Source organism: Trichloromonas sp. (genome assembly GCF_041583255.1).
In the GTDB taxonomy this organism is placed as follows: Bacteria; Desulfobacterota; Desulfuromonadia; order Desulfuromonadales; family Trichloromonadaceae; genus Trichloromonas.
In genome coordinates this window covers 1-12,403 of record NZ_JBFHGD010000096.1, presented here as the reverse complement: position 1 = coordinate 12,403, position 12,403 = coordinate 1, and the positions used below count along the sequence as shown (strand labels likewise).

The following is a 12,403-nucleotide window of genomic DNA, read 5'->3' as shown; positions in this document are numbered from 1 at the left end:
GGACTTCCGCGAGGGAGAGGGCGAAAATCAGGGCGATTACCGGGATCACCAGGGCGGCGACGCTATGAATGACAGCGGTCTTGATGCCGATGGCCATCAGCTCCTGAGAACTCAGTCCCAGTTGGCCGAGGCCGAACCAGGTCGGGGTACCGACGGCGCCGAAAGAGACCGGGACGCTGTTCATGATCAGGCAGAGGATGGCAACCCGCACCGCCGGAAAACCGAGGCCGACCAGGATCGGCGCGGCGATCGCCGCCGGGGTGCCGAAACCGCTGGCCCCCTCGATGAGAAAGGCGAAGGCCCAGCCGATGATCATCAGCTGGGCAACTTTGTTGGTGGTCACCCCGTTAAGCCAGCTGCGGATGGTATCCATCGCCCCGGTGTACTCCATGGTCTTGAAGAGGAAGATCGCTCCCCACACAATCAGGATCGGGGTCCAGGCGGTCAGTAGCCCGTTGAGCACGGTCGCGTTGGCCAGGTTGGCGTCGATGTCGAAAAAGACCAGCTTGATCAGGTATAGTATGAGGGCAACAAGAGGAAGTGCCTTGAACGAGGGGAGGTTGTTCTTCTTGGTCATCAGGTAGATGAGCAGGACAATGGGAAATAGGGAGAGTGCTGTAGCCATTGGAATTCCTTCCTGTTGCTGTTAATCGCTGGCAGTGCCTGATGAAACGATTCGGGCCGACATTAGTGGTAAGGTCAATTTTCTGGTAATTGGTCTGACCAAAAGGTATACGGAAGGGCCTTTGCCTGTCAACAAAAAAACAAAAGGTGTTTGTGTTTCGTGCGGTGAGTGCCACCGGAGCGATCGGTAGGAGGGCGCTCTTTTTCTGTAAAGCACCCAGAAAGTTTAAGAATTTTGGAAATGGTGGAAGAAACGTTGTTTTTGGTTCTTGACAGGAGAAGGGTTTGCCGCTAGGATTTTAGTCAGTGGTAAGACCACTTTAAGGAACTCATCAGGAGATGATTTTATGGCTGATGCCCAACTCATTCAATCGTTCAGTGAGGCGGCCGCCAACGTCGGCGCCAGGGTGACGACGCTCGAAAACGTTTCTGCGGCCGTGACTTATCTGGCTGATAACGTGGCCGGAGCCCTTCTTTTTCCCGAGTTCTCCAGTGCCAAGCGTCTGAATATCGCGCATCTGCTGGAGCAGGCCGGTGTGGAAACGGTAACGGACAATTTTCGGGCCATGGCGCCGCTGGCGTCCGCCGGTCTGACGGGAGCCAACTTCGCCCTGGCCGATACCGGCACCCTGGTGCTGGAGAGTACCGCCGAAGACATCCGCCTCGCCAGCACTTTGCCCGAACGCCATTTCGTGCTGCTCGATCCGGAGAAAATCCTGGCCGCCGGCCGCGAGGCGGTTCCCGTGCTGCGGGCACTGCACCAGCGCGATCCGCGCAACTACATCGCCTACATCACCGGGCCGAGCCGCACCGCCGACATCGAGCGGGTGTTGACCATCGGTGTTCATGGTCCCGTCGAGCTGCATATCCTGCTGGTGCCGGGGTTGTCTTCCGATCCGATGGAGATGTAAGAATGGCCGCCGAAAAACAGAAGAGGTCTTGTCATGACTAAAGAACGGACTCGCCAGTATAAAGTGCGCATCGATCAGGCTCTGGCCACCCCCCGCCTGCAGGAAGCCCTGCACCGCTTCGGTGACGCCTACCTGCTGTCACGGGAAAAAGCCTTCACCGGACTCGACTTCGAGGCCTTGCGGCAGGAAATCGGGACGATGAAGGACCGGGTGCGGGACAACCGCGAAAAATATCGGGCTGAATTCATCCGCAACGCCGAAGCTGCCGGGGCCACTGTGTATGTCGCCCGCACGGCCGACGACGCCAATCACTACATCGCCGAGCTGGCCAAGGCCCGCGGAGTGAAGCTGGCGGTCAAAAGCAAGAGCATGGCCAGCGAGGAGACTCACCTCAACAAGGCTCTTGAGGCCGATGGGATCAAGGCCCTGGAGACCGACCTCGGCGAATGGATCATCCAGCTGGCCGGGCAGCGGCCGAGCCACATGGTGATGCCGGCCATCCACATGTTCAAGGAAGAGGTCGCCGAGCTGTTCAGCAAGCAGACCGGCCAGACGGAGCCGGCCGAAATCGAACACCTGGTGCGGGTGGCTAGGGAGCAGCTGCGGCAGGGCTATCTCGATGCCGACATGGGGATCACCGGTGCCAACATCGCCGTGGCCGAAACCGGCGGCATCGCCCTGGTCACCAATGAGGGGAACGCCCGGCTGACCAGCACCCTGCCGAAGATCCACGTTGCCCTGGTCGGCATCGACAAGCTGGTGCCGACCCTGGAAGATGCCGAACTGGTCGTCCGCGTGCTGCCGAAAAACGCCACCGGCCAGCTGCAGACCTCGTATGTCACCTGGATTCGCGGCGCGGTTCCCTGCGGCGACGGCGACAAGGAACTGCACATCGTGCTGCTCGACAACGGCCGCAACGCCCTGGCCCAGTCCCCCGAATGCCGCGACGCCCTGCGCTGCATCCGCTGCGGTGCCTGCGCCAACGTCTGCCCGGTTTACCAGGCCGTCGGCGGCCACGTCTTCGGTCATATCTACATCGGCGCCATCGGCATCATCCTCACCGCCTTCTTCCACGGCCTCGACAACGCCGCCGAGCTGGTGCGGGCCTGCATCGGCTGCCGCGCCTGCGTGGCGGTCTGCCCGGGAAACATCGATCTGGAGAGCATCATCCTGCACCTGCGCGAGGTCCTTGGCGACGAAGAAGGAATCGGCGCCGCCAAGTCGCTGGTGTTTCGCAAGGTCATGCGCAACCGCAAGCTGTTCCACTCGCTGCTGCGGGCCGGCGCCATGCTGCAGAAGCCGGTCACCCACGGGGAGCGGACGATCCGCCACCTGCCGATGTTTTTTTCCTCGCTTACCGAGTGGCGCACCCTGCCGGCGATCGCCGACAAGCCGTTGCGCGACCAGTGGAAGAGCATCCCCCAGCGGGTCGAAAAACCCCGGTTCAAGGTGGCCCTGTTCGGCGGCTGCGCCAACGATTTCCTCTATCCCGAGCTGGGGCGCGACCTGGTCAAGGTCATGAACCGCCTCGGCGTGCTGGTCAGTTATCCGGAAAAACAGAGCTGCTGCGGGGTTCCCGCCCTCTACTCTGGAGACCGGCAGACCGCCGTCGAACTGGCCGAGCAGAACATCGAGGCGCTGCTGGAAGGGAATCCTGACTACGTTCTCACCACCTGCCCGACCTGCACCATGGCCCTGCAGCGCGATTTCGTCGAACACCTGCGCGACCATCCGGGTTGGGCCGAAAAAGCCGCCCGCCTGGCTGCGATCACCGTCGATGTTTCCCGCTTCATCGACCAGGTGCTCGGGGCGGCGGAGATGTTCAAGGGGCTGGCTTCGCCGGAGAAGGTTACCTACCACGATTCCTGCCACCTCAAGCGGGGAGCCGGTGTCTGGCGGGAGCCGCGCAACCTGCTGGCCACTTCGGGGCGCGACCTGGTAGAGATGGAGCATGCCGACCGCTGCTGCGGCTTCGGCGGATCCTACTCCTTCGCCAGCCATCCCGACATCGCCAGGAATATCCTGGCCGACAAGCTGGGCGACATCCGCAAGAGCGGCGCCACCTGCGTGGCCATGGACTGTCCCGGCTGCCTGATGCAGATCCGCGGCGGTCTCGAAAAGCAGGGAACGGCGATCCGCGCCGCCCACACTATCGAGCTGCTGGCCGAAACCCTCGACTGAATTCCCGCCGCACGCTCATCCTCCCCTTAGCCCCGGTTCCCGCCGGGGCTTTTTTTCTGAATCGGAGTTCGGCAAGGAGCCCATGGGCACGAAAGTTCGTTGCAAGCGCTGCGGCAAATAGGCGCTTTCCCAATGTTTAATAATGATAAGTAACCGGTGGTAGGGGCCGTTTTATGCTGTAAAATTGACAAATCCTTAAAAGGGAGTGCGCTGCTCCCGGGCCTATCGGTGGGGCGATGAGACGAGACACGCAGCAGTATGGAAAAATTTCCGCCTGGTTACTCCTTCTATTTGTCTTGATCGTATCGGGGGGATGCGAAAACCGGGCGGACACTCTGCTGCTTGGCGGAGGGCCGAGAGGCGGGTCGTTTCAGGGGGTGGCGGAGGAATTGGCCGGCATCATCAACGAGTCGATTGCTGGAACTACCGTTTCGGTGCGCTCTTCCGGGGGGTCGGAGGCCAACCTGATCAAGGTGAGCCAGGGACGGCTGGACCTCGGTTTGGTTTATTCCGGAGATGCCTATCTGGCTGAAAAGTTCGGGCTGGAAGAAAACGGCCAACCCCTTGGAAACGTCACCGCCCTGGCCAGGGTCTACGGAGGCGCCGCGCAGCTGGTGGTGCTGAACTGGAGCCGTATCGGGAGTCCCTACGACCTGAGGGGAAAGCGGGTAGCCATTGGCGGCTCCAGGTCGGGAACGGCCCTTTCGGCAAAGCGTTTTTTCTCGAGCCTGGGGATCTGGCAGGACATCATACCGATCCATGTCGGTTTTGCCATGGCCATGGAGGAGTTGATCCGGGGGGATGTGGAGGCGGTCTGGCTGCTGTCGGGTTATCCCAATGAATATCTGAACAATCTCAGCCTCGGTACTGCGCTGCGCCATATCGAACTGCTGGAGCCGGCGCGAGCGAGCGGATTTTTCCAGGCGTTTCCGTTTTATGCGGAAGCCACCATTCCCGCCGGAACTTACAACGGGCAGGTGCTTGCGGTCGACACCTTTCAGGACGCTGTGCTGCTGGTGGCCCATTCCCGGGTCGATGAGTCTCTCATTTACCGTGTCCTGGGGCAGATTTTCAATGACAGGAGTTTAAAGAGAATGCACGTCCGCCGCCCTGAAGCGGGCGATATGTCCCTGGGGAAGGGGTTGGAGGGGGTTCGCATCGGCCTTCATGCCGGAGCCGAGCGTTTCTGGACGGAGTCAAGGTGAACAGGGCGGCCTGAGGTCGGCCCTTTTCCGGCGACAATCGCTTCAGCGCCGCAGCTGGTACTTGCGCACCAGGGCGTTGTGTTCGGCGAGGGTTTTGGAAAAGGCGTGGGTGCCGTCGCCTTTGGAGACGAAGAAGATGTACTCGCTGACGGCGGGAAAGGCGACCGCGCGCAGGGCCTCCTCGCCCGGGTTGGCGATGGGGCCGGCCGGCAGGCCGCGCATCTGGTAAGTGTTGTAGGGGGTGGCCGTCTTCAGGTGGGTGCGGGTCAGGTTGCCGTCGAAGTTCTCGATACCGTAGATCACCGTCGGGTCGGCCTGCAGCGGCATGCCCTTCTTCAGGCGATTGTGAAAGACCGAGGCGATCAGCGGCATCTCGGCGCTGCTGCCGGCTTCTTTCTGGACAATCGAGGCGAGGGTCACCAGCTGATGCCGATCCAGGGCGTGCTGTTTCGCCGCGGCTTCGATTTCCGGCGTCAGCCGGCGCTTGAATTCACGGACCATGGCCTGGATCAGCATCTCCTCGGTCATGTCGCCGGTCATCAGGTAGGTTTCGGGGAACAGGTAGCCTTCCAGGGTCGGCGCAGCGATCCCCGACTGCTGGCAGAAGGCGGGATCCTTGGCTTTGGCGAGAAATGTGGTCGCACTGCCGCGTCCCTCGGCAGCGAGCCGGCCGGCGATTTCGTGCAGGGTCAGCCCCTCCGGCACGGTGAAGCGGTAGCGGATCACGTCGCCGGCTACCAGCCGTGCCAGTACGGCGTCGGGGGAGGCGGACTGGTCGAAGGCATATTGGCCGGCCTTGATCTTGCCGGCGGAACCGCGCCAGCGCGCCAGCAGCTTCAGTTGGCCGGCATCGGCAACGATCCCCTGGTTTTCCAGGGCATGGGCGATTTCGGCAAGGGAGGTGCCGGAAGCGATGCGGACGACCTGCGGCGAGGAGGGGGCGATCGGTTGCGTGATGAACCAGGCAAAGCGCAGCGCCGGGATCGCCAGGGCCAGGCCCACGGCGGTCAGGATGAGGATGATCAGCAGCTTGCGACGAACCATGGCAGGCTCCGGGGGGGGCTCGATGCGGTCAGGGTCATGCCTTGAACTTGTTTTCAGTGCCGTTTCTCAGGCGTTCGATGTTGGCGCGATGACGGACGATGACCATCCCGGCAATGAACAGGGCGGCCAGAAAGAGCGGAAAGGACCCTTCGAAATAGAATGCCAGAAAGGGGATGACGGCGGCGGCACTGATCGAGCCGAGGGAGATGTAGCGCCATTTCCACAGCAGGGCGATGAAGACCAGCAGGGCGAGCAGCACCGATTTCGGTGACAGCACGATAAAGATGCCGAGGGCGGTGGCCACCCCCTTGCCCCCCTTGAAGCCGAGGTAGACCGGGTAGAGGTGGCCGAGGAACGTGGCGGCGGCGACGATGGCGACCTGGGTGATGGAGAAGGAATCCAGGTTGCTGGCGACCAGGGTCGGAATCACCCCCTTGAGGGCGTCGCCGACCAGGGTGGCGATGCCGAGGCCGCGGCCGGCTACCCGGTAGACGTTGGTGGCGCCGATGTTGCCGCTGCCGGCCTGGCGGATGTCTTCCTTGCCGCACAGGCGGGTAAGGACCACGCCGCAGGGGATCGCCCCGATCAGGTAGGCCAGTACGGTCAGTACGATGAAGGTCACAGCGATACTCTCCTGGCTAAACGTAAAAAACTGCCTATGCCGCCGGTATGCAATTGCGGCAGGGGCGTTCAGGCAGGGCTCCTGCCTGCGCCGAAGACGGCAGATGCGCAGCGGACACCGGTTTCGGACAAACCGCATCAGGCGCCTACAACTAGCATGAAAGACCCGGAAAAGCAAGCTGGCGGTGGCGGCCCTTTATCGGGGAATAGCTCGTTGATCGCTTCCTCGGCGTGACGGTTGGCCACATCGCAATAATCTGCAGGAGTACATCATTTATCTGCCTCTGCGACCCGCGTCCAGATGGTAGGCAGGAGGGGGTATGCGGGTTGAAACCGATCTTAAGCCGGGCTTCAACGATGTTCTGATCCGCCTCAAGCGTTCCACACTCAAGCGCACGACGTTTATCCGGGTCATGGAACAGGAGAAAAAGCCTACTCATAATCCGCAAGACTGGCCTAGGTAATGTGTCTCTAAATGGAAAAGCTGAGTAGTGCAATGGCAAAGGATAAGTAACTGACCACCAACACCGGTGCTCCCGTCGTCGACAACAATATGCAGGCCCGCACGGACCGGCGCTGCTGCAGGGGAGAATCACAGGGGAGCAGCTGCTTATGTCGGGGCTGGCCCCAGATTTCGCTGGGGGAATAACCATCAACATCGAGTCGTTCTGACATGCTAGTGCCATCGAACTTTTATTTAATCTGCCGCTAACACAAACCTAACAATTCTCCTCTATACAGGTAAGCGTTTCTGCAACAGTCAGAGCCTGCGTCGATTTTATTCGGTGAAGAAAAACAAACCCGGCCGGACAGACCCTCGTGGCTGCCCGGTTTTTTGCGGAAGTGGGTTTCGGATGATTCCGAATTGGCATGGCACGGGCCCGAAAATGCAACCAGCAACTTTTCTTTCCGGCACATATTGTTATGTTTAGAGAACGTGCGGCCGGCCGGATGAAGTCAAAACAGAGTCGAAAAGGATAACAGCGCACCATGAGTACTGAACTTCTCCTTATCGGGGTCGGCATCCTCGGCCTGATCGCAATCTTCGACATCATGGTCGGGGTGAGCAATGACGCGGTCAATTTTCTCAACTCGTCGATCGGTTCGCGGGTGGCGCCGAGAACGACCATCATGGTCATCGCCAGCCTGGGGATCATGGCCGGGGTGACCTTTTCGAGCGGCATGATGGAGGTGGCCCGCAAAGGGATCTTCCATCCCCAGTTCTTCACCATGCCCGAGCTTTTGACCATCTTTTTGGCGGTCATGATCACCGACGTGATCCTGCTCGACCTCTTCAACACCTACGGGCTGCCCACATCGACCACCGTTTCGGTCGTCTTCGAGCTGCTCGGTGCCGCTGTCGCCGTCTCGCTGCTCAAGATCATGCAGGCCGGCGACGGCCTGGTGACCATCGTCGAGTATATCAACACGGCCAAGGCGATCACCATCATCATGGGGATTCTGCTCTCGGTGGCGATCTCCTTTGTCTGCGGCGCCCTGGTTCAGTTTTTCACCCGCCTGCTCTTCACCTTCGACTACCAGAAACGGATCGCGCGCTACGGCGCCCTGTGGGGCGGCGTGGCCCTGTCGTCGATCACCTATTTCATCCTGGTCAAGGGGGCCAAGGGCGCGTCCTTCATGTCGAAGCAGAATGTCGCCTGGATCAATTCCAACACCCTGTTGCTGCTGGCTATCATTTTCGTCGTTTCCGCCGTTTTCCTGCAGATCCTGCAGCTGATGAAATTCAACATCCTCAAGCCGATCGTGCTGATCGGCACCTTTGCCCTGGCGATGGCCTTTTCCGCCAACGACCTGGTCAACTTCATCGGCGTGCCGCTGGCCGGCCTGCACGCCTTCAAGGCCGCCATGGCGACGGATAACCCGCTTTCGGTCACCATGGGGGCGCTCAGCGACAAGGTGCCGACGGAAACCGGCCTGCTGCTGTTGGCCGGGGCCATCATGGTCGCGACCCTGTGGCTGTCGAAAAAAGCCCGGACGGTGACCGAGACCGAGCTCAGCCTCAGCCAGCAGGAAGAGGGGAACGAGCGCTTCGAGTCGATCTTCCTCTCCCGGGCCATCGTGCGCCTGGTGCTGCATATGACGGACACGGTCCGGATGGTCGTCCCGCAAAGCCTGCGGACCTGGGTCGGTCATCGCCTCGACCCCAGCACCGCCCAGACGGTGCTGGTTAATGGCCGCAAACCTACCTTCGACCTGCTACGCGCCTCGGTCAACCTGATGGTGGCCAGCGCCGTGGTCTCCTACGCCACCTCCCACAAGCTTCCCCTGTCGACCACCTACGTCACCTTCATGGTCGCCATGGGCAGCTCCTTCGCCGACCGGGCCTGGGGGCGCGAAAGCGCCGTTTACCGCGTCACCGGCGTGCTGACCGTCATCGGCGGCTGGTTCATGACCGCGGTCATCGCCTTTACCTTCGCCGGTCTGTTCGCCGCTGTGATCTTCTACGGCCAGGGTTTTGGAGTCATCTTCTTGGTGGCTCTCGCCGGCGCGATGATCTGGAACGCCCACCGCAAACACCGGGCCATGGCCGAAGAGACCAGGAAAGAGAAAGTGTTCAACCTCAAATCGGTCGAGGACCCCCGCAAGAGCGTCGAGACGACCTTCGAGCACATGAGCTTTCTGCTGAAGGACATCCGCACCTCGCTCGATACGGCCCTCGATGCTCTCTTCAAGCAGAATTTCGATCGCCTGGGAGTCGAGCGCAAACGGCTCAGCAAGATTCAGCAGTGGTCGAATATCATCAGCGCCAACGTTTTCAAGGCGATGCGACTGCTCGACCAGAAGGGGCTGGCGGTATCGAACAAGTACGCCCAGACCATCCGCCGTCTGCAGAAAATCACCGACGGCTACCGGGATATCGTGTTGCGCGCCTATACCCACATCGGCAACCACCACAAGGGGCTGCTGCCGGTGCAGATCGAAGAACTGGAGCAGGTGCGCCTGCAGTTGAACGATATCCTGCTCGAGGTCGAAGAGACCTTCAGCCGCAAGCAGACCGCCAACCTCGATCGCCTGCGGGAAAAAGACGCCCAGTTGCGGGCGCTCATCGCCGAGCTCAATGACAGGCAGGTTACGCGGATTGCGGATAACTCCTCCAAGACCCGTTTGAGCATCCTCTACTTCGGCATCATCGGCAATGCGATGATGCTCTCGAAGCAGAATTTGGAGCTGCTCGAAATCTTTGAACTTTCCTTCGGAGCCTTCGAGAAGTCGCTGGATAGCAATTCCTGATCGTATTTTTAGCCTTACCGTGCAACAAAAAAGCGCCTCCGGTCCCGTAAGCTCCGGAGGCGTTTTTTTGTCCCGATTCTGTTAATACCCAGGCGCCGCCTCCAGTACGGTGTTGTTCCCGTCACCCCTTTCTGCTTTCTCACGTTACAGATTTACGATAAACTCTGTTGTCGTAATGAATAAGCATATGTTTTAAACGGCTCATGAATCATTGTGCCGTGACCTCTCCGCAACGGGGGCAAGCAATGAGTTACGTGTTTTTGAATGGAGAATTCGTCAAGAGCGACGAGGCGAAGATTTCGGTTTTCGACCAGGGGTTTTTGTATGGTGACGGCATCTTTGAAAGCTTTCGTTCGATCGGCGATCGGCTGTACCAGTTTCCCCAGCATTTCAAGCGGCTGCTGCAATCGGCTGAAGCCCTCTGCTACCCGATCGCCTTCACCGAACAGGAGCTGGAAAAGATCCTGCTTGAGCTGCGCCAGAAAAATCAGTTGAACGACGCCTATTACCGGGTCACAGTGACGCGGGGCAAGGGGCAGATCGGCTTTCAGCGCGGTATGGACAACGACCTGACCTGCCTGGTGGTCGGCAAGGAGTTTCAGGGATTCGATAGCGCCGACTACACTGGCGGGATCAACCTGAACCTGGCCCAGACCCGCAGAAACGCGCCCGAAGCGATCAGCCCGAAAATCAAGTCGATCAGCAACCTCAACAGCCTCCTTGGTAAACTCGAAGCCCGGGCCGCGGGGGCCTTCGAGGTGATCATGCTGAACAACAAGGACCAGATCTGCGAGGGGGCTTCATCGAATATCTTCTGGACCAAAGACCGGTGGGTTTTTACCCCCGATGCGTCTACCGGGCTGTTGGAGGGGGTCACCCGTTCGACCATCATGCGGCTCTGCGAAGAGAAGATGAACCTGCGCGTCATCACCGGTGAGTTCAAGCTGCAGGATCTGAAATTTGCCGACGAGGTCTTCATCACCTCCACTTCGCTGGAAGTGATGCCGGTGGTCAGGGTGGATGATTTCACCATCAACCAGGGGCTGGTCGGTCCCATCGCGAAGGGGCTGCGCACAGAACTGCACCGGGACATGGGGAAGCTGGCCTGAGGGTCTTGCGCCTTGGATCGTTGCTGCATTAAAACAGGGGGAGCATGCCCAAGCGAAAAAGCACCGGCCTGAGCAAATCGCTTATTCTCAAGGGGATACAGTGCCGCAAGGCGCTCTGGCTGAGCAAGAACCCGCCCGATTTCGAACTGCCCCCCCGGCCCGAGCTTGAGGCCAAATTCGCTGCCGGCACCGAGGTCGGTATTCTCGCCCAGCAGCTCTTTCCCGGTGGTACCGAGGTGCCTTTCGAGGGGCTTCCCTTTCCCGTCCAGCTGGCCCGCACCAAGCAACTGATCGAACGAGGCGCTGACGTCATCTACGAGGCCTCCTTCTCCCGCGGCGGCATCTTCGTCAAGGTCGACCTGCTGGTGCGCGACCTCAGGTCCTGGCGGATCTACGAGGTGAAGATGGGCACCTCGGTCAAAGAGGTCAATTTCGACGACGTCGCCGTGCAGCATTACGTGCTCACCGGCTGCGGGCTCGATATCTCCCGCTCCTTTCTGGTCCATATCGACAACAGCTACGTGCGCCAGGGGGATATCGAGGTCGGCCGGCTCTTTCACGGCGAGGATATCACCGCCGAGGTGCTCGCCCGCCAGGCGGCGATGCCCGAGCTGGTTGAGCAGCTGCGCGACACCCTGCGGGAGGATGGCGAGCCGGCTATCGACATCGGACCCTGGTGTGTCAATCCTTACGAGTGCGACTTCATCCCTTACTGCTGGCGGCATGTTCCGGAAGATTCCATTTTTGATCTGCGCGGCAAGGGGCTCGACAAGTTCGCCTGCTACCGCGAGGGAAAGGTGCGGCTGGCGGATCTGGACTGCGATGAGCTTAACGACGCCCAAAGATTTCAAGCCGAGGCGACCCTGGAGCGCAGGGATGTCACCGATGTCGCGGCCATCCGCGATTTTCTCGATACCCTCTGGTATCCCCTGTGTCATCTCGATTTCGAAACCTTCGACACCCCGATTCCCCCTTTCGACGGTACCCGCCCTTACCAGAAAATCCCTTTCCAGTATTCGCTGCATATCCAACAGTGTGAGGGGGCCGAGCCGGAGCATTTCGAGTACCTGGCCGAGCCGCATATCGACCCGCGCCGAGAGCTGGCCGAGAAACTGCTCCGCGAGATTCCCGCGGGGGCCTGTGTGCTCACCTACAACATGGCCTTCGAAAAATCGGTGTTGCGGGAGCTGGCTGAACTCTTCCCCGATCTGGCCGACGCGTTGCTGCAACGGGTCGACAATGTTCGCGACCTGATGCTGCCCTTTAAAAAACGCCATCTCTATCGCTGGCCGATGCGCGGCTCCTACTCGATCAAGGCGGTGCTGCCGGCGTTGGCGCCCGACCTGTCGTACCAGGGACTGGGCGTAGCCGATGGACAGATGGCGAGGCTGGCCTATCGTGAAATGTGTACCACGGAGGATCCGGCGCGTTTGGCGGAAATTCGGCGGGACCTGCT

Annotated in this window: 10 protein-coding genes; 7 read left to right on the top strand and 3 right to left on the bottom strand. The window is 60.3% G+C overall.

Annotation, left to right across the window (positions count from 1 at the left end; translation table 11 throughout):
* On the bottom strand, positions 1 to 625 hold a 625-nt coding region (locus ABYV89_RS09315; RefSeq protein ID WP_432822679.1), incomplete at its 3' end, for an L-lactate permease.
* A 346-nt stretch (positions 626 to 971) separates the two neighbouring features.
* Here ABYV89_RS09315 and ABYV89_RS09310 point away from each other — a divergent pair.
* The 3 genes from ABYV89_RS09310 to ABYV89_RS09300 all read left to right on the top strand — a co-directional run bounded on the left by ABYV89_RS09310 (position 972) and on the right by ABYV89_RS09300 (position 4,921).
* A complete protein-coding gene (locus ABYV89_RS09310; RefSeq protein WP_432822678.1) occupies positions 972 to 1,535 on the top strand; it encodes a LutC/YkgG family protein in 564 nt (187 codons plus the stop codon).
* Positions 1,536 to 1,568: 33 nt separating this feature from the next.
* Positions 1,569 to 3,716: an L-lactate dehydrogenase (quinone) large subunit LdhH gene (gene ldhH, locus ABYV89_RS09305; protein WP_432822677.1), complete on the top strand. Its 2,148-nt coding sequence runs from the start codon at positions 1,569 to 1,571 to the stop codon at positions 3,714 to 3,716.
* Between the two features lie 236 nt (positions 3,717 to 3,952).
* Entirely contained in the window at positions 3,953 to 4,921 is a 969-nt protein-coding gene (locus ABYV89_RS09300; protein WP_432822676.1) for a TAXI family TRAP transporter solute-binding subunit, read from the top strand.
* Positions 4,922 to 4,963: 42 nt separating this feature from the next.
* Here the strand turns inward: ABYV89_RS09300 and mltG are convergent, their stop codons facing one another.
* Together mltG and plsY are read right to left on the bottom strand one after the other, a co-directional pair.
* Positions 4,964 to 5,965 (bottom strand): endolytic transglycosylase MltG, encoded by a 1,002-nt coding sequence (gene mltG / locus ABYV89_RS09295; protein ID WP_432822675.1) that lies wholly within the window; start codon positions 5,963 to 5,965, stop codon positions 4,964 to 4,966.
* Between the two features lie 34 nt (positions 5,966 to 5,999).
* Positions 6,000 to 6,587, bottom strand: coding sequence for a glycerol-3-phosphate 1-O-acyltransferase PlsY (plsY, locus tag ABYV89_RS09290; protein WP_432822674.1), 588 nt, complete (start codon positions 6,585 to 6,587; stop codon positions 6,000 to 6,002).
* 319 nt (positions 6,588 to 6,906) lie between these two features.
* On the opposite strand from plsY, the gene ABYV89_RS09285 reads away from it, so the two are divergent.
* From ABYV89_RS09285 to ABYV89_RS09270, 4 genes are all read left to right on the top strand, one after another.
* Positions 6,907 to 7,050: a hypothetical protein gene (locus ABYV89_RS09285; protein ID WP_432822673.1), complete on the top strand. Its 144-nt coding sequence runs from the start codon at positions 6,907 to 6,909 to the stop codon at positions 7,048 to 7,050.
* A gap of 526 nt (positions 7,051 to 7,576) precedes the next feature.
* Complete coding sequence (locus ABYV89_RS09280; protein ID WP_432822672.1) at positions 7,577 to 9,838, top strand: anion permease; 2,262 nt, start codon at positions 7,577 to 7,579, stop codon at positions 9,836 to 9,838.
* Between the two features lie 245 nt (positions 9,839 to 10,083).
* Complete coding sequence (locus ABYV89_RS09275) at positions 10,084 to 10,947, top strand: aminotransferase class IV (protein WP_432822671.1); 864 nt, start codon at positions 10,084 to 10,086, stop codon at positions 10,945 to 10,947.
* 44 nt (positions 10,948 to 10,991) lie between these two features.
* Positions 10,992 to 12,403: DUF2779 domain-containing protein (locus ABYV89_RS09270; RefSeq protein WP_432822670.1), on the top strand; the 1,412-nt coding region annotated here is incomplete at its 3' end.

Excerpts from the sequence above, each read along its gene's own strand:
- ldhH (WP_432822677.1), top strand. The coding sequence starts at position 1,569 with ATGACTAAAGAACGGACTCGCCAGTATAAAGTGCGCATCGATCAGGCT.
- ABYV89_RS09300 (WP_432822676.1), top strand. The coding sequence starts at position 3,953 with ATGAGACGAGACACGCAGCAGTATGGAAAAATTTCCGCCTGGTTACTC.
- ABYV89_RS09275 (WP_432822671.1), top strand. The coding sequence starts at position 10,084 with ATGAGTTACGTGTTTTTGAATGGAGAATTCGTCAAGAGCGACGAGGCG.
- ABYV89_RS09285 (WP_432822673.1), top strand. The coding sequence starts at position 6,907 with ATGCGGGTTGAAACCGATCTTAAGCCGGGCTTCAACGATGTTCTGATC.
- ABYV89_RS09280 (WP_432822672.1), top strand. The coding sequence starts at position 7,577 with ATGAGTACTGAACTTCTCCTTATCGGGGTCGGCATCCTCGGCCTGATC.
- ABYV89_RS09310 (WP_432822678.1), top strand. The coding sequence starts at position 972 with ATGGCTGATGCCCAACTCATTCAATCGTTCAGTGAGGCGGCCGCCAAC.
- mltG (WP_432822675.1), bottom strand. The coding sequence starts at position 5,965 with ATGGTTCGTCGCAAGCTGCTGATCATCCTCATCCTGACCGCCGTGGGC.